We start from the raw sequence: 26,865 nt of genomic DNA on the forward strand, positions 1-26,865 counted from the left end.
AGAATGGCCGGATTCTTGTTGCTCAAACGGCCGGAAACCGGCCGCCGAGCCGGCAGGAAACCCCCGCCGAAACGGCCTACACGCAGTCGATCACAGACAACCACGCCCAGCGTTCCCGGCGCCGGAACGGGATGACCGCCAGCAGTCCGCCGAACAACCCGAGCCCTACCGAGGCGAGCCCATCGGCGCGGTACAGCAGGGCGTCGGCACCCCTCGGAGGGGCGATCGCGATGACGGCGCCGAAACCCAGAATGCCTACGCTCACGACCAGCAGGCACCACCATCCGACCCGCAGCAATACGCTCCGCCGACGCACGACCCCACCCTACAGCGGGTGCCGACCAGGGGTTCGTCCGAGCAACGGCGGACCTGGTCCGGCGAAGGGTTGATTGATTCGCCCTTGAAGCCCATCGCCGTCCCGGCAGAGAGGAACCGTGATGCGGTCGGCACCGCAGTGCGCAGACTGGACAGATACGACAACACCCAGGCAAAGAAATTCTCACCTGGGTTTTTCTGTCGACCTTGTTAACCTCTGTTCAAAGAATTCATCAACAGGGGCGGGAGCCGCGGATTTACACCGGATCCCCACCACGACCAGGGATTCTTCACAGACTCGAAAACCACCTGCGGCGCGGCACAAGTGGACGCATCTCAGCGACGACGCGCGCAGTGACGTGATCACGCGGTACGAAGCGGGTGAGACATCAACATCACTAGCCGACGAGTACCGCGTCGCTAAGTCCACCATCCTCGGCATCCTGCGAACCGACAACATCGTCGTTCGTCGCCAGCCTATGACGCCGGAACAGGTGAGTGAACAGCAAAGCTCTATGAGTCTGGGGTCTCGCTCTCGCAGGTTGCCGAACGACTGAAGGTGAATCAGGAGACGATGCGAGTGGCACTTCTCAAGACCGGCTTGAAATTACGGTCACCGGCAGGCTCAAAGGAGCGTTGGACGGTGCGCAGCCACGACGGGACGTAGCTATGCGAAAAGCCCACTGCGACGCCGCTACCGTGGTAGAGGTTGACTGAATATAACCGTCCGCTCATACTCACCGATAGAACATGGACCCCACCAAAGAATCGCCACACCATAGCCCTACAGAGATTGCCGCCGACGACCATTTGAGGTCACAGTATGTTCGGCAGCTTTTGGGTGACCACAGCCGCCAGCAGCTGTCACCTGAGGATGCTGCGCCTCGTGTCCTGGTGCAGTTCTGGGACGACGCGGATAACGTCCCAAGCGACGTGCGGGCATGTATGGAGACTTGGGCGCCAATGAAGGTACTCGGATTCACACGCCTTCTGTTCGACGACAGCTCAGCTAGACGGTTTATCAACAAGCACCTCGACACCAGTCACGTGGCTGCGTTCGATGCCTGCACTCATCCAGCGATGCGTGCAGACTATTTCCGGCTCTGCTACGTCTTACGTCAGGGTGGCGTGTATGTCGACGCTGACGACGAGTACCAGGGCGGGGACTTTGAAGCGCTCGTTCATGACGGCCGCCTGCGCGTGCAGGCTCTCTGCTACGACATTGCCTCCGATGGGATGGTTGACGTTGCCTCCGCGATCACCGATGAAGCATATGACGGCCGGATCTTCTACGTTAACAACAACCCGTTGATCGCCGGCCCGGCAAATCCGGTTATCGCCTTGGCATTGGCAAACGCAACCGAGGCACTGACCAGACGGCCGCAGGGTGCGCGGGGTATCCAGTCGCTTACCGGTCCCGGCAATCTCACCACAGCACTCGTTCAGTATGCCGCGGAGATTGATGTCCTCGGCGGTGCATACGACTTCGAAGTGCTTATGAACTGGGATGATTTTGCGGTCAGTAAGTGGCCGCTCGCATACCGGGATGACGAACGCAACTGGAGGAACTGGGTTCGCGGCGAGACTATCCCGCGGAGCGAGAAGGAAGAGCGATCGTGAATAAGCTCGAATTCGCCAACTTCAAGCAAACTGCGATTCATCACGCGCGACTACGACTACGGCTGCTCGACGCCAGGCGTAGAGCAGTCACGTTCTCTCACCAACCTGATAAGGACGCGCTACAGCGCATCTACGTGATTAACCTGGACCGGCGCCCTGACAGATGGCGGCGAGTACGGCGAGAGCTCGACCGCTTTCGCGATCGGAACGGAGAACGACTGTCGTCACTTGTCCGTCGGTTCTCAGCCGTAGATGCACGGTATATGGAAGCGGGTCCAGATCTGTCTGTGCTGATTCCGACATTTACACTGGCGGATCAGCTGACTGTCGATCCTAATCCGCTACTGCGGATCGATGCCGAGGCCCGTGCTCGCGAAATTCAGATGACCAAGCAGGAGATCGCGGTCGCACTCTCTCACATCGAGGTCTGGAGGCTCATTGCTGACGGGGACGTGCCGAGCGCGCTCGTGCTAGAGGACGACGTCTTCATGGGTTACGGATTCGCTGGCGCTCTCGAGCGGACCTGGCGATCGCTTGACCACTCCCAAAACGGAGAAGGTTTCGACCTGCTCTATCTCGCTTTCAACGAAGTTGGCGATGTGGCTCCGGTTGCGCCAGGTAAGAGCTTACGTCATCTGGATAGCCCCGGCATATGGGAAGCATCTGGCTATGTAATTAGTCGCGATGGTGCACGGAAACTGCTTGATGCGCTCCCGGTCTTCGGGCCGATAGACCTATGGCTCAATCTGCAGTTCGAGCGTATGAACGCCTACGCCGCCTCGCGCCCGATTATCGAGCAGCGAATCGACGAACCGTCTACGAACTCATACTCAGTGCTGCCCGTTCTTTCTCAGGTTGGTGTAATCACGCGCGAGAAACCGCTACTCCCAACCGCCAAGCAACTGCCGGGCCCAGTGATTGCTGTCGGAGATATTGATACCGGTTTGACTGCGCTGGGTACAGCTCTCTCAATGATCGGTTACACTTGTCTAAGCGATCTTGACTGTCTGCCGACTGCAGAAATGGAGGCTCTTCTAGTAGGTCAGGGAGACCGGGCCTTTAACGCCTACGTAAACATCGGCTCGCTCGACGCTGATGCAATCGACCAGATTGCCGCAACCCATCCCGCCGCACGATTCATCGCAACGTCGGGACAGATCCCAACTCCTGCTGCCACACCGAACCAAGTGCTCCGGCTCACGCCAGACATAAAAGACAAGTGGGCCGCACTGGCCGAGCTCCTCGGTGTGGAGTACCCAGCGTTCCCATACCCGAGCACGCTCGACACTGGTATGCGAACACTGGGGAACACCGCTCCTTCGACGTTTCGCCACGCGAACACCAACCTTGCTTTTGATAGCGGTCCCTGGATATTGCCAGAAAAGCATCGATTGCCAGGTCGAGTAGTTCTGGAGGCAGATAGTCCTGATCCGCATGTTCCCGCGCCACCGCACATCATCTGGACAACCAACAGTCGCATCGATGAGCGAATATGGACGTTGCGTGATGACACTTTCCCGAGCAACATGGCGCTCTTCACGCCGAGTAACGTAACTCAAAATGACGACGAAGTTCGGCTGGAGCTACGTGCGGAGTCAGCGGTCGTGCGCGATCTCACATCCGGAGCTATCGCTAGCGTGGCCCCCTACCGCTACGGTCGGTTCCGCGCCGAGTTCCGTCCGTCAAAGGTTCGTGGTTTGGTTACGGGCATGTTCTTGCACCGAAATGGTCCGCGACAGGAGATTGATATTGAGTTCTTAGGCAAGGACACCACCAAAATGCTGGTCAATGTCTTCTACAATCCCGGACCAGAAGGGACCAAGCTTGAGTACGGCTACCGCGGGACACCGACCGTCATCGATATCGGCTTCGACGCCGCTGCAGACTTCCACAGCTACGAGATTGACTGGCAGCCAGAGGCCATTCGCTGGCTCGTAGACGGCGAAATCGTGTATGAACGAGCGATGTGGAATCCGACTCCTATTCCCGATCAGCCGCTCCAGTTCAACTTCAATCTCTGGCATTCACGTTCCAAGGAGTTCGCAGGTCGGCTTGACGCTAAGAAGCTTCCCTCTACAGCTGGCATCCGTGCTATCGAGATACGACCCGCACTGGGAACCGATGTCAGACCGCACGTCCGATTCTCTTCGGATGTAATGAACTGCTAGTTTACGTTACCTCCACGACTCTTCTTCAAATGAGTATTCGACGGTATGGGTGCCACTGACTATTGCGGTTGGGTGCCAGTCGATATTGTCGGTCGGTGCCGGCAGTAGCGCCGGTGAGCGCCAGCCCCGTAGAGCCGATGCTCACCAGCGTTGATCAGACCGCGGACAGGGCGACCTGCTCGCGCATGTTCATGTCACCGGTCGTGATCCAGATCGTGTTGTGAACGATGCGGTCCATGATCGCGTCCGCGTGGACGCCGCCGCCGAAGCGCTGGTGCCAGTCCTTTTTCGCGTATTGCCAGTCCTTTTTCGCGTATTGAGTGCAGAACACCGTCGATGTGGCGTCGTAACGTCGCTCGAGGAGTTCCAGCAGCATGGAGCGGACCTCGTCGTCGGTCTCGTCGAGGAGCCATTCATCGACCACGAGGAGCGTGAATGTAGCGAACTTCCGAAGCCATTTCTCTCTCCCTCCGGGCTTGTCGTGCGCGGCCGCCCAGGACTCCTCGAGATCGGGCATCCGGATGTAGTGCGCCCGGTAGCGGTGCTGGCAGGCCTGTCTCGCGAGCGCGGATCCGAGATATGACTTCCCTGACCCGGTGAATCCCTGGAACACGACGTTCTGCTGCCGGGCGATGAACGAACACGTCCCGAGCTGCGCGAGGGCCGCGCGGTCGAGTCCCCGTTGCTCGACCAGATCGACCCGACGCAGGTCCGCGTCGGGGTAACGCAGCCCTGCCCTGCGGATGAGACCTTCGACCTTCGAGTGCGTGAACGTGGCGTGAGCATCGTCAACGACGAGCTTGACGCGCTCTTCGAAGGCCATCCCGAGGGTGAGGGTGTCGTCCTGCGTCTCGAACGCGTCCAGCAGGCTCACCACGCCCATCTCGCGCAGTTTCCGTTTGGTTTCGCCATCCAGCCGGGTCATCGCGAACCTCCCGCGTAGTAGTCCGCGCCGCGAACGAAGCCGAAGCCCGGCGCACCCTGACTTGCTGGCTCGGGATCGGAGGGTTCGAACCTCGGCCTGCGCCGCGCCGGCGGGGCGTCCTGTCCAGTGTCGAGGATCGGCCGCAGGTGCGCATAACGCGGCGACCGGACCTCCGACGCCAACGCAACACCCGCCGCCGCTTCGACCCGGATCGCTGAGAAAAGGCGTGTGAGCCCCAACACGGCCAGTGCCGCGTCCAGTCCTTGCTCACCGACAGGGACCGACTCGAAGATCCTGTCCACGAGGACGGTGATGTTCTCTCCGATCCGTCCCGCCCATTCCCGCACTCGCGGCGCGTCCCACTCGCGGTAGCGGGGCCCGTCAGGCAAGTCGGCATCGTGCGTGCGATGATCATTGATCACGCCCGCCGGGGCGAGGAGATGACTGGTCAGCCTCGTATCACCATCGAACACCTCCACCATCGTCGCCGTCACCCGCAAGTCGACGCCGCGACCGACGTAGGCGTAAGGGACGGAGTAGAAGTTGCGCTCGAACACCACATGGCCGTCCTTGCGGACCCGGCGTCCGTATACCCACCGGCTGATCTCATAGGCGACTGCAGGCAGCGGACGCAGCAACACCTTCTCCTCTGCCTCGAACACCGCCAGGCGTGACCCTGCCCGTTTCTCGAACGGCATCGCGTTGTATTCATCCATCCGCTCATAGATCGCCTCGCGTAGCTCCGGCAGCGACGGGAACGAGCGATGCCGGAGCGCAGCGATGATTTGGGTGGCGATGTTGCCGACGGTGTTCTCGACGCTCGCCTTGTCTTTCGGCTTCCGGACCCTGCCCGGCAGCACCGCCGCAGAGTAGTGCGCGGCGAGCTCCCGATATGCCAGGTACGGCTGCGCCGCGTGGCTAGAACATGACTCGCCTTGAGACTCTCACCTTTGTCGACCATCGCGGCAGCTGCGGTTGTCATCGTAGGCCGTGGTCGGACGCTTGCGCGACATCGAATCAGGGGAGAATATGCACATGAGCAGCCCTAACGAGCGGTACGAGATCCTCGACGTGTTCGGTGCACCCACCGAACACGCAATCGTCGGACGTGGCCGCGATCTGACGACAGGGATCGAGTGCGCGGTCAAGATGCGCCGTGGCGCGGGGAACGTCGAGCGCAGGTTCACACGTGAGGTCGAAGCGATGAGGGCAGCCTCTGGCCCGAACGTTATGCCTGTGATCGACGTTGACCCGGATGGCGAGTGGTACACGATGCCAATCGCAAGCGGTGAACTCACCCCCGCCATCAAGGGCCTCTCCCTCAGCGACCGTGAGGAGCTCGCGCTCGCTGTCGTGCGCGCGGTGGCTCATGGGCTACGCAATTTCCATATGGAGGGTCGCGTCCATCGTGATCTGAAGCCGCAGAATATCCTATGGCTCGACGATAACAACGGTGCCCGATGGGTGGTGTCGGACTTCGGTGTTGCTCGTAACGCGCCAGGATCGACGACCGCAGAGCTCACTCGACAAGGCAACCTGGTCGGGACGGAGCGGTGGGCCGCTCCCGAGCAACATGCCGACGCCCACTCCGCAACCCCGCGAACAGACGTGTACAGCCTCGGTGCCATTGTGGGCTGGATCATGACCGGCGAACTCCCGACGCCCGTGTACGTGCCGCTGCCGTCCGAGAGATATCGCACAGTGGTCACACGCGCTACCCGCAGGGCCCCAGGGCAGCGATATCCGACCGTCGACGACATGCTCCAAGCAATTGAGCGTGAGCTCGAGGGCGGGAGCGGGCCGTTGAGCACTCAACTCGAGCGACTCCTCAATGACCCGCTCGATGTCAAGGCGTTCAACGATTTCGCTCTCGCACATCGGGGGAACGGTGCTCTGTTCCTTCCCGAACTTCGTCGTATCGAACGATCGACGGTGAACACTTGGTTCGATGCGGATCCGGAGGGGATGACGCAGTTCGCGGAGAGCATGTGTGATCTCCTGAAAGACGGTCAGGACGTAGGCGGGCTTCAACGAGAGGGACTCCGCCCTCCCTTATTGTGGCTTCTCGACGTGCTCCGCCACCTGGTGCGCCAACGAAGGCTTGACCTCGCAGAGTCATTGGCAAACGCGCTGTTCACTGCAGCGGAAGCCTGCGATCAATACCCGGTCGGCGACGCCATCGCGCGTTGGCTAAAGGCTTTGTCGCATGAATCTGCGGTGCAGGCCATGCTCAACGCGGTAGTTGCGTCATCCACGGAGAGCTATGTTCATTCCATCCTCGAAAATGACTGGAACGAACCCTCAAGCACGACGCTTCGTCGCTGGATGCTCTAGATCTCTCGGAGCGCGGGTGATCAGGGGTTGCATCGAGATCTCGTCCTATTGGCACGCTCAGGCATCAACCGGGTCGTCGACGACATTCTTGTACTCTTCAACTCGTGAGATGTACCCCCGTTTGCGTAACCTGACGATGTACCGGATCACACGGAATGCGAGCACGCAGAAGAGCGCCACGGCATAGAGCACAGCCGCGCCAAGTATGAGGGCGGATAGCAGAAGTGTGATGTTGCGAGGGTCTGCATCAGCGACCAGAAGCCTGCTTCCGGATCGGCCTGGCGCTGCTGCTCTATGAGCGCGAGGATGGACGGGATCGCCGGAATCGCTGCGAGAATTGCGACCGTCAACCCGAGCAGTGCGAACCCGTTCGCCGCGCGCGCGGCGCGTAGGCTCGCGCGCGTACTCGCCCTTTCACCGAGCATGCTCACGCCGTTGCGGACAACTTCGAGAATCTCGAAGGCACCCAGCGCAGTGACGACGTGGCGAGAGATGTCGCGTGCCGTTCCTGCGCGATGATGCGCGCCACGCACTTCCTTCTCCAGTTCCAACACTCTGTGGTAAGTGCGCAATATGTCTCGCTTGCCCGTCTGGAAGTCTGAGATCCACTGTTCCAGCCTGCGCAGCCGCACGTAGACAAGCCCGATTCGTTCGTACAGCAGGGTATGGTGGAGGTCCAGGATGCCGGCACGCCAGGCGCGCAAGTGAAGCAGCAGCACAGAGCCGCCGGTGGCGTGAATTCGCATGCCTGCGTGGGTGCTCAGGTTAGGACCGGGGTCCAGTGTGATTTGATCGCTGCCGCGCGGGACCTTGCGGATCGCGAGGTGCACGACGTCCCGGGCGTGGCTGTCGACCCAGTCTGTGCAGCATGCTCCTGCCTGGACCATAATCATCGGATAGGTCTAGAAGGGGCCGCCGACGAAAGCACCGATTCCCCGCAAGATTCGACCGACAAGAACTTCCAGCCAGTCGTAGAGCGACGCGGGTTCCTCATACTCGAAGACTCGGACCCTAACCCCTCGCTCTTGCTGCTCTGCCCACTCTCCCCCGGCCCATTTGGCGCCCCGCGACGCATACGGCTCGGGCACTCGCGACGAGTGGAACAGCGGTGATCCTGGGAAGGATGCGTCGATCGCATCTGCCGGCGTGCAACCTGGAGGTAGATGCATGCCGACGGTAATCTGCACAACACCCTCACGGTGCAGCATCAGCCGAGGCTCAAGAGTGATCGACCTTTCTTTGTCACCGATTCGGATAGTGTGCTGCGTCATGCGCAGGAACAACCGCACATAAGCATCGAGGTCCTCTTGTTCGCTCCAGAAGAGATCAGCCTCTATCTCTTTCTCCATGAGCGTGATCTTCTGTGCGTCCACGAGGATCTTCTCGACCTCGACACGCACAGTTTCGAGCGACGAGTTTTCCTCGTCCTCGTCCGGAACGTCGTTGCGCTTTACATTGAGCAATCGGAGGACTCGGAACGCAGTCACCGGATGCGAGACAACGCCCCTCACCAAGGACGGCAGCCCGTTCAGGTTGTCGGTCCATGTCTTGAGCTGTCGAAGGCGGGTCAGGTCTCGTTCAATCCTCTCCAAGGACGGAGGCAGTCGCGCTGACCTGTCCGATGGCCACGCTGCGCTCACTGCGAGTTCAGTATCAAGGAGTTGCTTCGCCGCCTTACCGAGATCAATGGGTTTCGAAGTCGGAACGGTATGGGCGAAGTAGACAACCGCCTCTCCAAGCACCGCTTGGTGGAGTTTCTTGGACCTTGCCGGTACGGGCACGGCGTCTGTTGGGAGGTTCAGCGCTCGTCGGATCCAGTTCAGCACTCGCGCTCCCCTCTGCTTGCTCGCGTTTGTCGTCGGCGCTCGATAACCTCCATTCCATGAGTCATCAGTCCCCGTCGGGTTGGTTTCCCGATCCCTTTGGTCGGCACGAGCATCGGTACTGGGATGGCCTCCGGTGGACGGAACATGTTGGTTCCTCCGGCCGTCAAATGGTCGACGCACCGGTGCCCTCACCGCCCCCGCAGTCGGCCGTCCAGCCGGTGGCCGTGGTCGCGAGTCCTCCCGTCGTTCCCGCTGTGCCCGTCGACAGGAGAGTGCAGAAGCAGGTTCGCAAGCTTGGTGTTGGTGACGCGACCCGTACAGGCGGAGGAACGCTCTTCACGGAGCAGGTGCTCGTTGTCAACCAGAAGGCGAAGCTTTTCGAGAGGAGGGCGGAATACGGGGTATTCGACCAGCACGGACGAAACCTGGGCGGTGTTCGAGAGCTTGGCGCGAGTATGTCGCGGCTAGCGGTTGGCCGGGAGAACGCAACCAAGCGTCTTCAGATCGTCGATGCCGAAGGGCGACCCCTTCTGATGCTGACGCGCCCCGCCACGATGCTGAAGTCCAACGTGACGATCATGCGCGAAGACGGATCGCTCGTAGGACACATCATTCAAGAGAGCCTGGGCGTCCTGGCTTCGCTGCTTGGCGGCAAGTTCAACGTCCGCTTTCGAATGGAAGCGGACGGTGTGACCCTTGGCGCGATCAACGCCGAAGACTGGCGAGCGTGGGACTTCAACCTCCAGGATCCGCACGGTTCCGAGATCGCCCGGATTACCAAGACCTGGGCTGGCTTCGGGAAGGAGAACTTCACAAAGGCCGACAACTACGTGCTCGAGATGCATCGGCCGCTGGAGGATCCGTTGCTCACACTGGTCGTTTCCGCCGCACTCGTCGTGGATACGGTCCTGAAGCAGGCCAGTGACGGGAGCCGAAGGATTCGCTAGATCTCAGCCTCGTCATCAGGCTGCTTGGGCTTCTGCCCCGGCATGCGCTTCACGACCTCGTGGGACAGCTTCTCGCTCGCTGACTTGGCGCCTTCAAACGTCTTCACGCTGAATCCGCGCACGGCATCGACACCGTCTTCTCCGGCTTCCAGCGCCTTGTCCTTCGCTTCACCCACTGCGACAACCCACCGCTTGGCTTCGATGGCGTCTCGAGCGGTGTCAATACCGATCCGCTCATTGAAGACGACCACGTCCGCGGCGACCTCATTGCTTGACCGCACGACGCCGCCGGCTTTGAAGGGATGCAGCAGCGCCTTCTGGTTTGCCGTACGTGCGGTCGCGTCCATGCGAGCGAGCAAGCTGTGTGTCGTGGTCGCGATCTGATCACGCCGCTTGCGTCGCGCGGCCTGGAGTCCGGCACGGTGTCGTTCGAGTTCGGCAGGCTGGGCGTCGAGCACGCGGTCAAGCTCGAGCACGGCAAGGCCGTCTTGGAGCTGGAAACAGCGAGCCAGGACCGCGAGCCACTCCTCGACGGTTGCCTCTGCAGCCGATGCGACCTCGGCCACGTCGCCGACGTTTCGCTGCTTCTTCTCGAGCTTCTCGGCCAATGCATCGAGCTGGCGAAGCGCATAGGCCTGCGTCGTTGCGATGGTCTGGGAGGAGCCCTGAACCTTCGACCACGTGACCTCCGAGACGCGCCCAGTGTGCTCACGGATGGTCATCGCCTCGTCGATGACGAAGCCGACGCCGATCATTTCCGCCAGCGCTGCGTCCTTTTGGGCGCGCAGAATGTCGTCGACCTTCTCGTCGATGGCGGCGAGATAGTCCGTGATCTCATCCATCGTTTGCTGCATCGCCAGCTGGGCCATGATGCCCGCGGCGCCGGCGAGCATGGCTGGGCTGGTGAGCATCGAGCCGACAGACCCAGGCTTCACGAACTCGAGGACCTTCGTGACTTTGCCCTTGCTGGTGGTGGCAATCGCGCGACAGACTCCGTCGGACGAGCCCTTCATCGCCTTACCAAGCTTGAGCGCCTTCGCCGACTCTTCGGTCAGCTTCACCCATCGCCCCGAGTTCGCCGCTATCTGCGATCCAGCTTGGGCGGCACCCGCCCCGGCTTCAAGCGCGGCACTGAAGGTCTGATGAAGTGCGACCTCCTTCGACGGCACACCGGCGGTCGAGAGGAACAGATCTACCTCGCGCGGGTCGCCAAAGATGGCGACGCCGTCGCCGTCGCTGACCAGCTCGATCTCGCTGACCACGCTCACCCCTTCTCGAGACGAAGTTCCTGACATCAGCCACGCTACCTGAGGCGCCGACGCTGCGGTGACGCATGAGCTTGAGGAGCGCAGGAATGGCGGAGCAAGGTGGAAACAGCACCGGTCAAGACCTGCGAGAGCGACAGCCCTGCCTCGTAGAGTTGGGCGGCATCGCTCACCTGCTCCGGCGTCATCGGCTGGCGGCGCACGACGACGTGGCCTTCGCGAAGGATGCGCAGGATGGTGGACTTCGCGACGCCGAATTGTTCGGCCAACACGGTTGAGGGCTCAGGCGTTCCACGCACGCTTGACGCGTGGTTGGAACTTCCGCTCAGAATCCCCGAGGAGGTCCGTCGGAATCGCTCCCCCAAGAGACAGAAATCACGAATGCCCGCTGCAATTTGCAGCGGGCATTCGTGATTTTCAATTTCTTCCAGCTGTTATGCAAACAGTATTGCCAACAGCCCTTCTGTCGGGATGACAGGATTTGAACCTGCGACCCCCTGACCCCCAGTCAGGTGCGCTACCAAGCTGCGCCACATCCCGATGCCCGCCGAAGCGGACAACTCCCCCATCCTACCCGGTCCGCAGGCCGACAAGAACCGCCCCCTTGCCCGTGTCGGATGCCCCGGCTAGCCTCGCCTGCATGTCTACGATCACAATCGAACCCGCCACGCAGGCCCGGTTCGAAGACGCCGAACACGCACTCGGCGGGGGCGGTGACGGGGCCGGCTGCCAGTGCCAATGGTGGATGATGCCGAACAAGGACTGGCAGGCCACCACCCGGCGGCAGCGTGAACAGCTGCTGCACGACGAACTGGGCACCTCGCCCGCCCCCGCGCTGATCGCCTATGTCGACGGCGAAGCCGCCGGCTGGGTGCGCGTCGGGCCCCGCCCGGCCCAGCCCCGCCTCGCCCGCACCCGCGCGTTCGCCGCATCGCCCCACGACTGGGACGACCCGGACGTCTGGGCCGTCAGTTGCTTCGTCGTGCGCCGCGAGTACCGCCGGCAGGGGCTGAACGCCAGACTGCTGGCCGCGGCGATCGAGCACGCCCGCGCGCACGGTGCACGCGTGCTCGAGGCCTACCCGACCGACACCACGGCGAAGAAGACGCCGGTCAACGACCTGTACATCGGCATCCTGTCGGTGTTCGTCGCCGCCGGCTTCCGCGAGGTCGCCCGCCCCAACCCGCACCGGGTGATCGTCGAGCTCGATCTGGCTCAGCCGGCGCGCTGACGGCGCTGCCCGTCCACCTCGAGCACGACCACCACGACCGCCAGCAGCAGCACGATCGCCGCCACCGCGACGAAAGGCACCAACGCGGCGGCCAGAACGGCCGCGCCCAGCACCGCGACGAGCACCGACGCGCGCCGAGAGATCGCCGGACGCAGCAGCATGCCCCACACCGCCAGGACGAACACCCCGACCGGCACGGCCGACGCAGCCGCCACGGCCGGTGCCGCCAGCGCCGTCGCGTCGGCGGCGGCATCCACGCTCACCGCGATGCCGGCCGACACCGCACCCGCCGCGGCGAAGACGACGTAGTGCGCGTACCCGAAGCCGAAACCCCGACCGGTCGCCGCCAGCAGCTCGCCGTGCGTGCGCGAGAAGTACACCCACCACATCCCGGCGGCGATCACCAGCCCCGCGGCGGCGAACCCGACCAGCGCCAGCACATGCGCGCCCTGCCCGCGGGCCGCGAAGATGCCGGTCGCCGACGAGAGCACGCTCTCGCCGAGCAGAATCAGGGTGAAGCATCCATACCGATCCGCGATGTGATGCGGATGCCACGCCGTGCGGCCTTGCCGCTCGGCGATGACCGGCACGACCATCTCAGCCGCCATCAGCACGAAGAACGTGATGAACTGCCACTGCACGTCGAGCAGGTAGATGCGCGCCACCCACAGCACCTGCACCACGGCGATGCCGATCGCGAAGGCCAGCGCCGTGCGCCGCCGGTGCGGGTCGGATGCCGCAGCCCGCAGCCACTGCCCCACCATCGCCAGCCGCATGATGACATAGCCCCAGGTCACCAGAGTGAAGTCATACGAGGCCATGGCGTCGTGCACTCCGGCCGCCAGCACCAGCACGCCGCCCATCTGCACGATGGTCATCACGCGGTAGGCCCAGTCGTCCGTGTCGAAGGCCGACGCGAACCAGGTGAAGTTCATCCACGCCCACCACACCGCGAAGAACACCATCAGATAGGCCAGCACGCCCTGGCCGACGTGCCCGGCGCTGAGCAGCTCGTGCAGAGTGCCGGCCGACTGCGACACCGCGATCACGAACACCAGGTCGAACAGCAGCTCGAGCGGCGACGCGGCCCGGTGCGGTTGGCCACTGTCGCGGGACGTCATTCGGGACAGTCCGAACGCCCCACGAGTCGGTGTCACAGTGTGAGCATACGATGGGATTCCCACGACGAAGGAGTGCCGTGACCGCTGACATGGATGCCGCAACCGGCATGCGCCGCCCCCGTGTCGCCCGGTGGGCCGCTCTGCCGTTCATCCTCGTGGCGGTGCTGCACGTGGTCGCCCTCGCGGTGCCGTGGCCCGCGGTCGCCGCCCCCACCAAGCTGCTGCTCATGCCGCTGCTCGCCTTCGCGGTGCTGGCCGGCGCCGCCGGGGTGCGCGCCAGCGCGCCGCTGGCGCTGCTCCTCCTCGCGATCGGATTCTCGTGGCTCGGCGACGGCGCCGGCACGTTCGTGCCGTTCCTGCCCACCCTGCCGATGATGCTGGCGTTCTTCGGCATCGCACACCTGTGCTACATCCTGCTGTTCGCCCGGCACGTGCGGCGGCGGCGATTCGGCTGGTGGGCCGTCCTGCTGCTGGCCTGGTGGGTCGGCATGGTGCTCGTGCTGGCGCCGCACACCGGCGCGCTGCTGGTCGCCGTCGCGATCTATGGCCTGCTGCTGGGCGCGACCACGGCATTCGCGCTGCGCTGCTCGCCGACCGTCGCAGTCGGGGCGGTGCTGTTCCTGGCCAGCGACACCCTGCTGGCGTTCCGGCTGTTCCTGCCCGACGCGATGCCGGACTGGACGAGCCCGCTCGTGATGGCGACCTACGCCGCCGGGCAGGGGCTGATCGCCGCCGGCGTGCTCGCATCGCTGCGCCGACGGGAGGCATGATGGCCGAGTCGGTGCGGGTGGATGCCTGGCTGTGGGCGGTGCGCGTCTTCAAGACCCGCTCGGCCGCGACCACCGCATGCCGGGCCGGGCATGTGCGCATCGGCGGCGAGCGCACCAAGGCCGCCCAGCATGTGAAGATCGGCGACGAGGTGCGGGTGCGGATCGCCGGATTCGACCGGATCATGATCGTGCGCCGACTGCTGGTCAAACGCGTCGGCGCCCCCCTGGCCGCGCTCGCGATGGAGGACCGCACTCCGGTGCGCGAGCCGATGCCCAAGCTCGCCGAGCGCGATCGCGGTGCCGGCCGGCCGACCAAGCGCGAGCGGCGCGACATCGACCGGCTGCGCGGGCGGTCGGGCGGGGGCGAGTAGGCGGGGCCGGGCGTTCACGTGTCGACTCGCTCCGCCCGCTCAGCGGGCGGGAAGGGCTCAACGACCGGAAGTGGGCAGCAGGGCGCGCAGCCAGCTGGTGCCGTGCACGGCCGCGCCCAGCGCGACCACACGCGCCGTGAGGCCGCGGTCGCTGGTCACCACGGTCACGGTGCGGCCCGCCTCGGCCAGGCGCGCGGCCTCGGCGACGATCGCGTCGTCACCGGATGCCTCGGCCCGCACCACGCGCACGCCGGTGGCATCCGCCACCGCCTTGGCCTGTCCCTCCACGACGATCGAGATCTCGGGGAACCACGTGGTCACCGGCAGCCCCAGGGCCGTGGCATCCACCCCCTGCTGCCGCAGCGCCGCGATGTCGGCGATCAGCCGCCCGGCGGCGCCGGCGCGATCACGCCACCAGCCGTCCGGCACCGAGCCGACGACGTTCGCGGCATCCACCACGATCGCCGGGCGCACCTCGAGCAGCCCGCGCAGCCGCGTCCACGAGTCGGCGAAGCCCGGATGCAGCGGGCGCTCGGTCACCTGATCGATCGGCACCCACTCCAGCGCCCGGCTCTCCGGGTCGCTGATCACCGGCTCGAACGGGGCGACCACGTCGCCGATCAGAGTCGTGTAGGTCCAGACATCCAGATCGAGCACGCTCTCGGCCCGCGCCCGCACCGCGCCGTCGGGCACGCCGGCTTCTTCCTGCGCCTCACGGATCGCGCCGTCCTCGGCCGATTCGCCCTGATGCCGCGCACCGCCGGGCAGGGCCCACGTGTTGCCGTGGTGACTCCACGAGACCCGGTGCTGCAGCAGCACGCCGCGGTCGTGATCGACGGCGAGCAGGCCCGCGGCGCCGAAGCGCCCCCAGTACCGTTCGCCCGCGTCGGTGATGACCCAGGCATCCCCCGGGTCACGCGGACCGAGCGGACGCCGGCGCTCGAATTCGGGATACTCGATCCTCACAGGCCCAGCCTGTCACAATGACGGGAGGCCGGACCCATCCCCGCCGACCGTTTCGACTCGCTTCGCTCGCGCGGCGACCGGAGGAGGAACCGGGAATCAGCGCTGGCGCTTCTCGCGCACCCGCATGTTGACCACGATCGGCGAGCCTTCGAAGCCGTACAGCTCGCGCAGCCGGCGCTGGATGAACCGCCGGTAGCCGGGGTCGAGGAACCCGGTCGTGAACAGCACGAACGTCGGCGGTCGGGTGCCGGCCTGGGTGCCGAACAGGATGCGCGGCTGCTTGCCGCCGCGCAGCGGGTGCGGGTGCTCGGCGACCAGCTCGGCCAGGAAGGCGTTGAACTTTCCGGTCGGGATGCGGGTGTCCCACGACTCGAGCGCCGTCTGCAGCGCCGGAACCAGCTTGTCGAGGTGGCGGCCGGTGCGCGCCGACATGTTCACCCGGGGCGCCCACGACACGTGGGCGAGGTCCTGCTCGATCTCGCGCTCCAGGTAGCGGCGGCGCTCCTTGTCCTCGAGCTCGGGCGAGGTCAGCAGGTCCCACTTGTTGAACGCGAGCACCAGCGCGCGACCCGATTCGAGCACCATGTCGATGATGCGCACGTCCTGCTCGCTGATCGGCTGGCTGACATCGAGCACGACGACGGCGACCTCGGCCTTCTCGAGCGCGGTCGAGGTGCGCAGCGACGCATAGAAATCAGCCCCCTGCTGCAGATGCACGCGGCGCCGGATGCCGGCGGTGTCCACCAGCCGCCACAGCTTGCCGCCCAGCTCGACGACCTCGTCCACCGGGTCCCGGGTCGTGCCGGCCAGGTCGTTGACGACCACGCGCTCTTCACCGGCGGCCTTGTTCAGAAGCGACGACTTGCCGACGTTCGGCCGGCCCAGGATCGCCACCCGGCGCGGACCGCCGATCTCGTTCTTGGCCACCGCCGAGACATCCGGCAGCACCGCCATGATCTCGTCGAGCAGGTCGGCGACGCCGCGGCCGTGGATCGCCGAGACCGGATGCGGCTCACCCAGCCCCAGGTTCCACAGCGCTGCCGCCTCGGGCTCCTGCCGGGCATCGTCGACCTTGTTGGCCACCAGGAAGACCGGCTTGCCGCTGCGGCGCAGCAGCTTGACGACGTGCTCGTCGGTCGAGGTTGCGCCGACCTTCGCGTCGACCACGAACAGCACGACGTCGCACAGGTCGATGGCGACCTCGGCCTGCGCGGCCACCGAGCGGTCGATGCCCTTCGCGTCCGGCTCCCACCCGCCGGTGTCAACGAGGGTGAATCTGCGGTCCAGCCACTCGCCCTTGTAGGTGACGCGGTCGCGGGTGACACCGGGGGTGTCTTCGACGACGGCCTCACGGCGGCCGAGGATCCGGTTCACGAGCGCCGACTTGCCCACGTTGGGCCGGCCCACGATCGCGATCACCGGCAGTGCCGGGAAGAACTCGATGCCGTCGGCGCCCCGCTGCACGCCGGCCAGCAGCGCGGCATCCTCCTCGTCCAGCTCGTAGTCGCCGAGGGCGGCCTGCAGTGCATCGGCGCGCGCCTCGGCGAGCTGCTCGTCGATGTCGGCCATCCGGGCGGCGAGGTGGTCGGGGCCGGCCTCGTATTCGTCGTCAGCGCCCATGGGCTGCCTCCAGCTTGTCGTGGACGACGCCGAGCACGGCGTCGATCGTCTGCGCGAAGTCGAGGTCGGTCGAATCGACCACCTCGACTCCCGGCGCAGCGGTGAGAAAATCGACGACGGCCGAATCGGACATGTCGCGTTTGTGCAGGGCACGCGCGACGACGGCGGCGTCGTGGTCGGTCAGCTCCGCGGCCCGGCGGGCGGCGCGGGTCTCGGGAGCGGCCGTGAGCAGGATGCGCACGGGCGCGTCGGGCGCGACGACGGTCGTGATGTCGCGGCCCTCGATGATCACGCCGGGCCGGTCGGATGCCGCGGCCAGCGCCCGGAACAGGTCGCCTACCTGCGCGCGCACGGCGGGCACCCGGGCGACGCCGCTGACGGCGTCGGAGATCCGCGGCTCGCGGATCGCGTCGGTGACGTCGACGTCGCCGACCCGCACCCAGTAGTGGTCGGGATCGAGCGAGATCGCATAGTGGAAGTCGGATGCCGCCGCCAGGACGGCCGCCTCGTCGGCGGTGTCGGCACCCTGATCCAGCACGTGCCAGGCCAGCGCCCGGTAGGCGGCGCCGGTGTCGAGGTAGCCGTAGCCGAGTGCCCGCGCGGCCTGCTGGGACACGCTGGACTTGCCCGAACCTGCCGGCCCGTCGATGGCGATGATGGTCACGTCAGTCATTGGGCATGCTCGCGATCTTCCAGCCGCGTGCGGTCAGCCCGTCCACCGCGCCGTGCACGACGGACGGCACGACGCTGATCTCGGCCAGGCCGAATTGGGCGCCCGGCGAGTGCTCCAGGCGCAGGTCTTCCACGTTGACGTCGAGGTCGCCGAGCTCGCCGAACAGCCGGCCGAGCTGGCCGGGGGTGTCGTCGACCATGACGACGATCTGCGCGAACCGGCGGTTCTGGCCGTGCTTGCCCGGCAGCCGCTCGACACCCTCGTTCCCACGGCGGATCGAGTCGGCCACGGTGCGCCGGGCACCCGGCGCATCCGGATGGCGCAGCGCGTCGGCGACGGCGGCCAGGTCGGTGGCGAGCACGTCGAGGATCTCGACGACCGGTTCGGCGTTGGAGCCGAGGATCTGCACCCACAGCTCGGGGGCGGATGCCGCGATGCGGGTCGTGTCGCGCACGCCGGGACCGGCCAGACGCAGCGAGCCCTCCGGTGCCGTGACGAAGCGGCCGGCCAGCAGGCTGGCGACCAGCTGCGGCACGTGCGAGACCAGTGCGACCGAGTGGTCGTGCTCTTCGGGGTCCATCTCCAACGGCGTCGCACCGAGGTCCAGGGCCAGGCCCTCCACCACGGCGAGATCGGCGGAGCTCGTCTCGGCGTCGCGGCACACGACCCAGGGGCGGCCGATGAAGATGTCGGCGCGGGCCGAGATGGCCCCGCCGCGCTCGCGTCCGGCCAGCGGATGCGAGCCGATGTAGTGCGTGAGGTCGACGCCGCGCGCGCGCAGCGCGTGCAGTGGCTCGAGCTTGACGCTGGCGACATCGGTGACGACGGCGTCGGGGTGGTCGGCCAGCTCCTGCTCGATGACCTGGGCGACGACATCCGGCGGCACCGCCACCACGACCAGACGCGGCTCGTCGTCGCCCCGGGCCGGCCGGCCGGCGCCGTAGTCGACGGCCAGGCGCAGCTGCGCGGGCGAGGTGTCGGAAAGCACGACGTCCACACCCAACGCGGTCAGCGCGTGGCCGATGCTCGCGCCGAGCAGTCCCGCCCCGACGATGCGGACCGTGCCCGAGGTGCGCGCGGCGCCGCGTGCGGGCACGGTGCTCTGGCTCACGAGGTCTCCTGGTCGGCTCCCGGCGGTGTCGACTCCTCCGGCTCACGGCGCGACAGGGTCAGCAACGCGCCGCGCTCTACTCTAGTCAACTCGCGGGCCCGCCCCGCGGGGAGAGTTCCCAGCTGCAGCGGTCCGAACCGGCGGCGCACCAGCTCGAGCACGGGATGCCCCACCGCGGCCATCATGCGCCGCACGATCCGGTTGCGGCCGGAGTGCAGGGTCAGCTCCACCAGGCTGGTGCCCCGGGAATGGTCCAGCAGCCGCGCCTTGTCAGCGGTGATCGGCCCGTCCTCCAGCTGCACGCCCCGGGTCAGCCGGCCGATGGTCTGCGCCGTGACCTGCCCGGTCACCTTCGCGATGTAGACCTTGGTCACCCCGTACGACGGGTGCGCCAGCACCTGCGCGAGGGCGCCGTCGTTGGTCAGCACCAGCAGACCGCTGGTCTCGGCATCCAGCCGGCCCACGTTGAACAGCCGCTCCGGCCAGTCCCTCGTGAACTCGCGCAGGTCGGGCCGGCCGCGGTCATCGCGCATCGTGCTGACCACGCCGGTGGGCTTGTTCAGCATCACGTAGCGCTTGGACTGGTCCAGCTGCACGGCCACGCCGTCCACGTCGACCAGGTCGACGTCGGGGTGGATGCGCGAGCCCAGCTCGGTCACGACGGTGCCGTTCACGCGCACCCGGCCGGCGACGATCATCTCTTCGGCGACCCGGCGCGAGGCGACGCCGGCGCCGGCGAGCACCTTCTGCAGCCGCACGCCCTCGTCCGCGGACTTGTCGGCCGTCATCGTGGCCCTCCCTCGTCTGCGCGGCCGCCGGTGCCCAGCTCCACCGCACCGATGGCGTCGACCCCGACATCGTCGACGTCGTCCAGCAGGGGGGCGATGTGCGGCAGCTCCTCGAGCGAGTTGATCCCGAGACCCGTCAGCAGCGCGTCGGTGGTGCCGTAGTGGATGGCACCGGTCTCGGGGTCGGTGCCGACCTCGGTGACCAGGCCCCGGGACAGCAGCGTGCGCACCACCGAGTCGACGTTGACGGCGCGGATGGCCGCGACCTGCCCGCGCGAGACGGGCTGCTTGTAGGCGATCACCGCGAGGGTCTCCAGCGCCGCCTGCGAGAGCCGGGAGGGCGCCTGGGTGTTGACGAACTCGGTGACCAGGTCGTCGTAGTCCTCGCGGACATACAGCCGCCACCCGCCGCCGACCTCGCGCAGCTCGAATCCGCGCTCCGGTCCCCCGGTCTGCCCGTCGTAGTCGGCGACCAGCCCCTCGATCGCCTGGCGCACGGCGGGCACGGGTGCCGACACCGCGGTGGCCAGCGCGACCAGGCTCTGCGGCTCGTCGACGACCAGCAGGATCGCCTCGAGCCTGCGGGCGACATCCGGTGTGCGGTCATCGGTCATAGTCTGCTCCCAAGCTCGCGAGGTTCTCTTCGCTCCAGCGCTCGGCGGTCCACCGCAGCGTCAGCTCGCCGAGCGGCTCGAGCTGCTCGAACGAGATCGCCGCGTGCCGGTAGAGCTCCAGCACCGACAGGAACCGCGCCACGACGATGCCGGTCTGCGTGATGCCGGCGACCAGCTCGCGAAACGACAGAGTGCCCGCCGAGCGCAGCAGTGTGACCACTTCGGCGGCCTGCTCGCGGATCGACACCAGCGGGGCGTGCAGGTGGTCGAGCCCGACGTGCGGGATCTCTTTCGGCGCGAAGGCCAGCAGCGCGATCGCGGCGAAGTCGTCGGCCGACAGCGTCCACACCAGCTCGGGGGCGGCGCTGCGGTACTTCTCGTCCAGCCGCACGGAGCGCGCATGCCGGGCGTCCTCGCGCTGCAGGCACCGGGAGAACCACGCCGAGACCTCCTTGAACGCGCGGTATTGCAGCAGCCGCGCGAACAGCAGGTCGCGGGCCTCGAGCAGGGCGACGGACTCGGCATCCACGAGCTCGCCCTGCGGCAGGAGACCGGCGATCTTCATGTCGAGCAGGGTCGCGGCGACGACGAGGAACTCGGATGCCTCATCCAGCTCGTCGGCGCTCTGGATCTCGCGCAGGTAGGCGATGAACTCGGCGGTCACCTTCGACAGCGACACCTCGGTGATGTCGAGCTCGTGCTTGCTCAGCAGCGTCAGCAGCAGGTCGAAGGGCCCGTCGAACACGCCCAGCGAGACGCGGAACCCGGCGTCCGGCTGTTCCGGTGCGGTCTGGTCAGGCAGCGTCTCAGGCGACAGCGCCACGGGCGACCAGCTCCCGCGCGAGCCGCAGGTAGGCCTGCGCGGCCGCGTGCTCAGGGGCGAATTCGGTGATCGGCATGCCCGACACGGAGGCATCCGGGAACTTCACGGTGCGGCCGATGACGGTCTCGAGCACCTGGTCGCCGAATGCCTCGACGACCCGCTCGAGCACCTCGCGGGAGTGCAGTGTGCGCGAGTCGTACATCGTGGCCAGCACTCCGTCGAGGCTGATCGCGGGGTTGAGCCGGTCGCGCACCTTGTCGATGGTCTCGACCAGCAGCGCGACGCCGCGCAGCGCGAAGAACTCGCACTCCAGCGGGATGAGCACGCCATGGCTGGCCGTCAGCGCGTTCACGGTGAGCAGGCCGAGCGAGGGCTGGCAGTCGATCAGGATGACGTCGTATTCGCCGCTCACGCCGCGCAGCGCGCGCGCCAGCGTCATCTCGCGGGCGACCTCGTTGACCAGGTGCACCTCGGCCGCCGACAGGTCGATGTTGGCGGGGATGATGTCGAGGTTCTCGGTCGCGGTCGGCACGATCACGTCGTGCGGGTCGCGCTTGGAGTCCAGCAGCAGGTCGTAGATCGTGGGGATCTCGTGGGTGGCGATGCCCAGGCCCGCCGACAGCGCGCCCTGCGGGTCGAAGTCGACGGCGAGCACCTTGCGCCCATAGCCGGCCAGTGCTGCGGCCAGGTTGATGGTCGTGGTCGTCTTGCCGACCCCGCCCTTCTGGTTGCACAGCGCGATGATGCGGGCCGGTCCGTGCGAGGTCAGCTTCGGTGGGGTCGGAAAGCCGTGGTACGGGCGACCGGTGGGACCGATCGGTCCCGCATCGGCCTTCGCCGTCTTGCTCGCCGTGCTGCGCGCCACGCTGTCCTGCTCTCGTCGTCCGTCCGCTCGATTCTAGCGAGAGTGCGCACCGGGCACCGGGTACCCGGGTGGGATGTCGCCCACTCGGGCCGCACGGACCGCGACGACGGTCCCCAGCACGGGTACCGCGAGGCCGATCGCCCCCAGGACCCATCCGGCGATCAGCAGCTCGCGCCACGCCGCTGCCAGTCCCACCAAAGCCAGGCCCGCGTCCGCGAGACGGAAGCCCTGGCGCCAGGACAGCTGTGCGAGCGCCCCCAGCACGAGGGCGCCGGCCAGCACCAGCAGCACTATTCTCTGCTCGAGCGTATGACAAACGGTGTGACGGCAATCCGATCCGGCAGGGCCCTGGCCTTGCGAGTAAGGGTTGCCTAAACTAACAGCGTGAGCACTTCATCGTCGGTGACGGCATCCACCGCTTCGACCCCGCCTGTCCCGCCCGCCCCACTGCTCGGCGAGGGCGTGCCGCTGGCGCGCATGCCCGCGCACTGGATGCTGGCGCGCCTGGGCAAGAAGGTGATGCGCCCCGGCGGTCTGACGCCGTCGCTGCAGATGCTCGATGCGCTGGCCATCACGGCACACGACGACGTCGTCGACATGTGGCCGGGCCTGGGCGTGACCACCGAGCGCACCCTGGCGGCGAACCCCCGCTCGTACACCGCGATCGAGCGCGGCCGCGCTGAGAACGCGCGTGTCGAGCGGGTGCTGCACGGACCGAACCAGCGCAGCATCGTCGCCCCCGCGCACAAGACGGGCCTGGCCGACGACGCGGCCAGCGTGATCTACGGCGAGGCGCTGCTCACGCTCGAGCCGGCCAAGCGCAAGGCGGCCACGATCGCCGAGGCGGTGCGCCTGCTGCGCCCGGGCGGCCGGTACGGCATCCACGAGCTGCTGCTGACCCCGACTTCGCTGTCCGAGTCGGCGAAGGACGACATCGAGCGCGTGCTGACCACGGTGCTGCACGTGCTGGCGCGCCCGCTGACCGCCGACGAGTGGCGGCGGCTGCTGGAAGACCAGGGCTTCGAGGTCGACGTCGAGCAGACCGGCCGGCTGCTGCTGCTGGACATCCCGACCTTCCTCTCAGACGAAGGAGTCTGGGGGTCGACCATGTTCACGGCGCGCTGCCTCGCGCACCCCTCGGTGCTGCCGCGGATCGCCGAGATCTGGACGACGTTCCGCCGCTACCGCGACAACCTCGGCTCGATCATGATGACCGCCCACCACGCGTGACCCGGGCACAGGCACGGGCGGATGCCGGTGAGTCGGCCGGGCTCAGCGGGCACGCGGGTGCGAGGTGATGTACACGTCGCGCAGCGCGTCGGCGCTCACGTGCGTGTAGATCTGCGTGGTCGCCACCGACGCGTGCCCGAGCAGCTCCTGCACCACCCGCACATCGGCGCCGCCCTGCAGCAGGTGCGTGGCGAACGAGTGACGCAGGGTGTGCGGTGAGACGTGCGCGGCCAGCTGCGCGCGCTCGGCGGCGGCCTGGATCACCAGCCACACGCTCTGCCGCGACAACGGGGCGCCGCGCGCACCCAGGAACAGCCGCGGGGTGGCCCGCCCGCGCCGCGACAGCTCGGGCCGCACCCGGGTCAGGTAGGCGTCGACCGCGTCGCGGGCGTATCCGCCGATCGGCACGATGCGCTCCTTCGACCCCTTGCCGCGCACTCGCAGCACGTCGCCGTGCGCCAGGTCGTCGACATCCAGCTGCACGATCTCAGACACCCGGGCGCCGGTCGCGTACAGCATCTCGAGCAGGGCGCGATCGCGCAGCCCGAGCGGCTCGGTCGGATCGGGGGCCGTCAGCAGCCGCTCCACCTGATCGATCGTCAACGCCTTCGGCAGCGACTGCGGCAGCTTGGGTGGGCGCAGCCGCCCGGTCGGATCGGCCTGCTCGATGCCCTCGCGCACCAGGTATCGGTGCAGCCCCCGCACCGAGGACTGCAGCCGGGCGAGACTGGATGCCGCCGGCCGCGGCTGCGCGCCCGACCGCTCGCCGATGAACCCGGCCACCAGATCGGCGGTGATCGCACCCGTCTCGGTGACCTGGTGGCCGGCCAGCCACGCGGTGTAGCCGGCGAGGTCGCGCCGGTAGGCCGCGACAGTGTGCGCACTCAGCCCCCGCTCGAGGGTGACGTGCCGCAGATATTCCTCCACCGCCCGGTCCAGCAGCATCTCAGCCCCCGGGTTCGGCCCGTCGCAGCCGCTCGGCCGCCGCCAGCACCCCGACCGCCAGGATCCCGTTGCGCATCCGGCCCTCGAGCACGGCGGTGACGGCATCGGCCAGCGGCACCCATTCCACACGGATGTCGGCCTCCTCGCCATCCCGGTCGAAGGCGCCGTCGGTGCGGGTCAGATGCTGCGCGAGATAGATGTGCACGATCTCGTCGTTGCCGCCGGGCGTGGTGAACACGCTCGTCAGCGGCGTCCATTCCGCCGCGGTCATGTCGGCCTCTTCGGCCAGCTCGCGACGCGCCGCCTGCTCGGGCGGCTCGCCCGCGACATCCAGCAGGCCCGCGGGGATCTCCCAGTCGCGGTGGCGGATCGGATGCCGGTACTGCTGGATCAGCAGCACCCGGCCGTCCGCATCGAGCGCGACGATCGCGACGGCGCCGGTGTGCGCGACGTACTCGCGCACCAGCTGATCGCCGTTGTACCCGAACGTGTCGCGCCGCACGTCCCACACCTTGCCCGCGAACACCAGTTCGCTGCTGCCGCCGGCCGGAGTGAACGGCTCGTCGCGCAGCAGGGCGGGGTCAGTCATCGGTGTCGACGTCGAACAGCTCGCTGGAGCGGTGCCGTTCCACGGCCGCGGCGATCAGTCCGGTGAACAGCGGGTGCGGCGAGGTCGGACGCGAGCGCAGCTCAGGGTGGGCCTGGGTGGCGATGTAATACGGGTGCACGTCGCGGTCGAGCTCGACGTACTCGACCAGGTTGCGGTCGGGCGACAGGCCCGAGAAGACCAGGCCCGCCTCGGCGAGCCGGTCGCGGTAGGAGTTGTTGACCTCGTAGCGGTGCCGGTGCCGCTCGCTGGCGGTGTTCGAGCCATACAGCTCGGCGGCCAGCGACCCGTCGGCCAGGTCCGCCTGGTAGAGCCCCAGGCGCATCGTGCCGCCCAGGTCGCCGCCGGCGAGGATGTCGACCTGCTCGGCCATCGTCGCGATGACCGGGTCGGTGGTGTCGGGGTCGAATTCGCTCGAGGATGCCGCGGGGATGCCGGCCACGTGGCGGGCGTACTCGATGACCATGCACTGCAGGCCCAGGCAGATGCCCAGGGTCGGGATGCCCTGCTCGCGGGCGAACCGGAGGGCGCCCAGCTTGCCCTCGATGCCGCGAATGCCGAAGCCGCCGGGCACCACGATGCCGTCCAGGCTCGCCAGCGCCTGCTTTGCGCCCTCGGGCGTCTCGCATTCGTCGGAGCGCACCCAGCGGATGTCGACCTGGGTCTCTTGCGCGAAGCCGCCCGCGCGCAGCGCCTCGGTCACCGACAGGTAGGCGTCGGGCAGGTCGATGTACTTGCCGACCAGGCCGATGGTCACCTCGTGCTTGGGGTTGTGCACCGCCGCGATGACCTTCTGCCACCGCGACCAGTCGACCTCGTGGGCCTTGTCCAGCCCCAGCGCGCGCACGATGTACGCGTCCAGCCCCTGGCTGTTCAGCAGCTCGGGCAGGTCGTAGATGCTCGGCACGTCGACGGCGTTGACGACGGCGCGCTCGTCGACGTCGCACATCAGCGCGACCTTGCGCTTGTTGGCCTCGGTGACGGGCCTGTCACTGCGCAGCACGAGCGCGTCGGGCTGGATGCCGATCGAGCGCAGCGCCGCCACGGAGTGCTGGGTGGGCTTGGTCTTCTGCTCGCCGGAGGCGCCCATGTAGGGCAGCAGCGACACGTGCACGAAGAACACGTTGTCGCGGCCGAGCTCGTGGCGGATCTGGCGGGCCGCCTCGATGAACGGCTGCGACTCGATGTCGCCGATCGTGCCGCCGACCTCGGTGATGATCACGTCCGGCTTCGGGTCGGCGTCGGCCTGCAGCCGCATCCGGCGCTTGATCTCGTCGGTGATGTGCGGAATGACCTGCACGGTGTCGCCGAGGTATTCGCCGGCGCGCTCGCGGGCGATCACGCGGGAGTAGATCTGGCCGGTCGTGACGTTGGCCGCCTGGTTGAGGTTGACGTCGAGGAAGCGCTCGTAGTGCCCGATGTCCAGGTCGGTCTCGGCGCCGTCGTCGGTGACGAACACCTCGCCGTGCTGGAACGGGTTCATCGTGCCCGGGTCGACGTTCAGGTACGGGTCGAGCTTCTGCATCACCACCCGCAGTCCGCGTGCGGTCAGCAGATTGCCCAGGCTCGCGGCCGTCAGGCCCTTGCCCAACGAAGAAACGACACCACCGGTCACGAAGACGTGCTTGGTGGTGTCGTGCGTTTGCGTGGTGTTCGCTGCGGTGTCGACGAGTGGATCCGAACTGCCTGCGCCAGAAGTATGCATCACGGGCTTTAATCCTATCAGTGCG

Annotated in this window: 28 protein-coding genes and 1 tRNA gene; 8 read left to right on the top strand and 21 right to left on the bottom strand. The window is 66.8% G+C overall.

Annotated elements, in window-relative coordinates; genetic code table 11:
* Positions 1-76: 76 nt before the first annotated feature.
* Positions 77-316: a hypothetical protein gene (locus ABD705_RS15530; protein WP_344785221.1), complete on the bottom strand. Its 240-nt coding sequence runs from the start codon at positions 314-316 to the stop codon at positions 77-79.
* A gap of 749 nt (positions 317-1,065) precedes the next feature.
* On the opposite strand from ABD705_RS15530, the gene ABD705_RS15535 reads away from it, so the two are divergent.
* Positions 1,066-1,935 carry a glycosyltransferase family 32 protein gene (locus tag ABD705_RS15535; protein WP_344785223.1) on the top strand — a complete coding sequence of 290 codons (870 nt, stop codon included), beginning with the start codon at positions 1,066-1,068 and terminating at the stop codon, positions 1,933-1,935.
* A gap of 134 nt (positions 1,936-2,069) precedes the next feature.
* Positions 2,070-4,103, top strand: a complete 2,034-nt coding sequence (locus ABD705_RS15540; RefSeq protein ID WP_344785283.1) for a family 16 glycosylhydrolase — start codon at positions 2,070-2,072, stop codon at positions 4,101-4,103.
* A gap of 154 nt (positions 4,104-4,257) precedes the next feature.
* Here the strand turns inward: ABD705_RS15540 and ABD705_RS15545 are convergent, their stop codons facing one another.
* Positions 4,258-5,028 carry an ATP-binding protein gene (locus tag ABD705_RS15545; RefSeq protein ID WP_344785225.1) on the bottom strand — a complete coding sequence of 257 codons (771 nt, stop codon included), beginning with the start codon at positions 5,026-5,028 and terminating at the stop codon, positions 4,258-4,260.
* Positions 5,025-5,888, bottom strand: coding sequence for a Mu transposase domain-containing protein (locus ABD705_RS15550; protein ID WP_344785227.1), 864 nt, complete (start codon positions 5,886-5,888; stop codon positions 5,025-5,027). The genes ABD705_RS15545 and ABD705_RS15550 overlap by 4 nt, the downstream gene beginning before the upstream one ends.
* A gap of 175 nt (positions 5,889-6,063) precedes the next feature.
* On the opposite strand from ABD705_RS15550, the gene ABD705_RS15555 reads away from it, so the two are divergent.
* Positions 6,064-7,362: a serine/threonine-protein kinase gene (locus ABD705_RS15555; RefSeq protein ID WP_344785229.1), complete on the top strand. Its 1,299-nt coding sequence runs from the start codon at positions 6,064-6,066 to the stop codon at positions 7,360-7,362.
* Positions 7,363-7,508: 146 nt separating this feature from the next.
* On the opposite strand, the gene ABD705_RS15560 is transcribed toward ABD705_RS15555, so the two are convergent.
* Positions 7,509-8,255, bottom strand: a complete 747-nt coding sequence (locus ABD705_RS15560; RefSeq protein WP_344785231.1) for a hypothetical protein — start codon at positions 8,253-8,255, stop codon at positions 7,509-7,511.
* Between the two features lie 9 nt (positions 8,256-8,264).
* On the bottom strand, positions 8,265-9,188 hold the full coding sequence (locus ABD705_RS15565; RefSeq protein WP_344785233.1) for a hypothetical protein: 924 nt from the start codon (positions 9,186-9,188) through the stop codon (positions 8,265-8,267).
* A 56-nt stretch (positions 9,189-9,244) separates the two neighbouring features.
* On the opposite strand from ABD705_RS15565, the gene ABD705_RS15570 reads away from it, so the two are divergent.
* Positions 9,245-10,135 (top strand): LURP-one-related family protein, encoded by an 891-nt coding sequence (locus tag ABD705_RS15570; protein WP_344785235.1) that lies wholly within the window; start codon positions 9,245-9,247, stop codon positions 10,133-10,135.
* Here ABD705_RS15570 and ABD705_RS15575 read toward each other — a convergent pair.
* The 3 genes from ABD705_RS15575 to ABD705_RS15585 all read right to left on the bottom strand — a co-directional run bounded on the left by ABD705_RS15575 (position 10,132) and on the right by ABD705_RS15585 (position 11,940).
* Positions 10,132-11,397 (bottom strand): hypothetical protein, encoded by a 1,266-nt coding sequence (locus ABD705_RS15575; RefSeq protein WP_344785237.1) that lies wholly within the window; start codon positions 11,395-11,397, stop codon positions 10,132-10,134. The genes ABD705_RS15570 and ABD705_RS15575 overlap by 4 nt on opposite strands.
* Before the next feature lie 41 nt (positions 11,398-11,438).
* A complete protein-coding gene (locus ABD705_RS15580) occupies positions 11,439-11,672 on the bottom strand; it encodes a hypothetical protein (protein ID WP_344785239.1) in 234 nt (77 codons plus the stop codon).
* Between the two features lie 194 nt (positions 11,673-11,866).
* A tRNA-Pro gene (locus tag ABD705_RS15585) sits at positions 11,867-11,940 on the bottom strand.
* A 100-nt stretch (positions 11,941-12,040) separates the two neighbouring features.
* Between ABD705_RS15585 and ABD705_RS15590 the strand changes: the two genes are divergently transcribed.
* The gene (locus ABD705_RS15590; RefSeq protein WP_344785241.1) at positions 12,041-12,631 is read left to right on the top strand and encodes a GNAT family N-acetyltransferase; all 591 of its coding nucleotides are present in this window, start codon (positions 12,041-12,043) and stop codon (positions 12,629-12,631) included.
* On the opposite strand, the gene ABD705_RS15595 is transcribed toward ABD705_RS15590, so the two are convergent.
* A complete protein-coding gene (locus tag ABD705_RS15595; protein WP_344785242.1) occupies positions 12,616-13,788 on the bottom strand; it encodes a low temperature requirement protein A in 1,173 nt (390 codons plus the stop codon). The two genes, ABD705_RS15590 and ABD705_RS15595, sit on opposite strands and share 16 nt — an antisense overlap.
* Positions 13,789-13,829: 41 nt before the next feature.
* Between ABD705_RS15595 and ABD705_RS15600 the strand changes: the two genes are divergently transcribed.
* Both ABD705_RS15600 and ABD705_RS15605 read left to right on the top strand, forming a co-directional pair.
* Positions 13,830-14,522, top strand: a complete 693-nt coding sequence (locus ABD705_RS15600) for a lysoplasmalogenase (protein ID WP_344785244.1) — start codon at positions 13,830-13,832, stop codon at positions 14,520-14,522.
* Entirely contained in the window at positions 14,519-14,893 is a 375-nt protein-coding gene (locus ABD705_RS15605; RefSeq protein ID WP_344785246.1) for an RNA-binding S4 domain-containing protein, read from the top strand. Before ABD705_RS15600 ends, ABD705_RS15605 begins: the two co-directional genes overlap by 4 nt.
* Before the next feature lie 57 nt (positions 14,894-14,950).
* Here the strand turns inward: ABD705_RS15605 and ABD705_RS15610 are convergent, their stop codons facing one another.
* From ABD705_RS15610 to ABD705_RS15650, 9 genes are all read right to left on the bottom strand, one after another.
* Positions 14,951-15,859: an NUDIX domain-containing protein gene (locus ABD705_RS15610; protein ID WP_344785248.1), complete on the bottom strand. Its 909-nt coding sequence runs from the start codon at positions 15,857-15,859 to the stop codon at positions 14,951-14,953.
* A 96-nt stretch (positions 15,860-15,955) separates the two neighbouring features.
* Entirely contained in the window at positions 15,956-17,479 is a 1,524-nt protein-coding gene (gene der, locus ABD705_RS15615) for a ribosome biogenesis GTPase Der (protein ID WP_344785250.1), read from the bottom strand.
* On the bottom strand, positions 17,469-18,152 hold the full coding sequence (gene cmk / locus ABD705_RS15620) for a (d)CMP kinase (RefSeq protein WP_344785251.1): 684 nt from the start codon (positions 18,150-18,152) through the stop codon (positions 17,469-17,471). Before cmk ends, der begins: the two co-directional genes overlap by 11 nt.
* The gene (locus tag ABD705_RS15625) at positions 18,145-19,263 is read right to left on the bottom strand and encodes a prephenate dehydrogenase (RefSeq protein ID WP_344785253.1); all 1,119 of its coding nucleotides are present in this window, start codon (positions 19,261-19,263) and stop codon (positions 18,145-18,147) included. The genes cmk and ABD705_RS15625 overlap by 8 nt, the downstream gene beginning before the upstream one ends.
* Positions 19,260-20,051, bottom strand: coding sequence for a pseudouridine synthase (locus tag ABD705_RS15630; protein WP_344785255.1), 792 nt, complete (start codon positions 20,049-20,051; stop codon positions 19,260-19,262). The genes ABD705_RS15625 and ABD705_RS15630 overlap by 4 nt, the downstream gene beginning before the upstream one ends.
* Positions 20,048-20,665, bottom strand: coding sequence for an SMC-Scp complex subunit ScpB (scpB, locus tag ABD705_RS15635; protein WP_344785257.1), 618 nt, complete (start codon positions 20,663-20,665; stop codon positions 20,048-20,050). The genes ABD705_RS15630 and scpB overlap by 4 nt, the downstream gene beginning before the upstream one ends.
* Positions 20,655-21,488 (bottom strand): segregation and condensation protein A, encoded by an 834-nt coding sequence (locus ABD705_RS15640; RefSeq protein WP_344785259.1) that lies wholly within the window; start codon positions 21,486-21,488, stop codon positions 20,655-20,657. The genes scpB and ABD705_RS15640 overlap by 11 nt, the downstream gene beginning before the upstream one ends.
* Positions 21,472-22,353, bottom strand: a complete 882-nt coding sequence (locus ABD705_RS15645) for a ParA family protein (protein WP_344785261.1) — start codon at positions 22,351-22,353, stop codon at positions 21,472-21,474. Before ABD705_RS15645 ends, ABD705_RS15640 begins: the two co-directional genes overlap by 17 nt.
* A 33-nt stretch (positions 22,354-22,386) precedes the next feature.
* Positions 22,387-22,644, bottom strand: coding sequence for a hypothetical protein (locus ABD705_RS15650; protein WP_344785263.1), 258 nt, complete (start codon positions 22,642-22,644; stop codon positions 22,387-22,389).
* Between the two features lie 93 nt (positions 22,645-22,737).
* Here ABD705_RS15650 and ABD705_RS15655 point away from each other — a divergent pair, with 93 nt between their 5' ends.
* A complete protein-coding gene (locus ABD705_RS15655) occupies positions 22,738-23,583 on the top strand; it encodes a class I SAM-dependent methyltransferase (RefSeq protein WP_344785265.1) in 846 nt (281 codons plus the stop codon).
* A gap of 42 nt (positions 23,584-23,625) precedes the next feature.
* On the opposite strand, the gene xerD is transcribed toward ABD705_RS15655, so the two are convergent.
* Genes xerD through pyrG form a run of 3 tightly spaced genes read right to left on the bottom strand, consistent with a single transcriptional unit; the run spans position 23,626 to position 26,840 of the window.
* Positions 23,626-24,528: a site-specific tyrosine recombinase XerD gene (gene xerD / locus ABD705_RS15660; RefSeq protein ID WP_344785267.1), complete on the bottom strand. Its 903-nt coding sequence runs from the start codon at positions 24,526-24,528 to the stop codon at positions 23,626-23,628.
* A gap of 1 nt (position 24,529) precedes the next feature.
* A complete protein-coding gene (locus ABD705_RS15665) occupies positions 24,530-25,117 on the bottom strand; it encodes an NUDIX domain-containing protein (RefSeq protein WP_344785269.1) in 588 nt (195 codons plus the stop codon).
* The gene (pyrG, locus tag ABD705_RS15670) at positions 25,110-26,840 is read right to left on the bottom strand and encodes a CTP synthase (RefSeq protein WP_344785285.1); all 1,731 of its coding nucleotides are present in this window, start codon (positions 26,838-26,840) and stop codon (positions 25,110-25,112) included. Before pyrG ends, ABD705_RS15665 begins: the two co-directional genes overlap by 8 nt.
* Between the last annotated feature and the right edge of the window lie 25 nt (positions 26,841-26,865).

The sequence above is a fragment of the Microbacterium kribbense genome (genome assembly GCF_039537285.1).
GTDB lineage: Bacteria > Actinomycetota > Actinomycetes > Actinomycetales > Microbacteriaceae > Microbacterium > Microbacterium kribbense.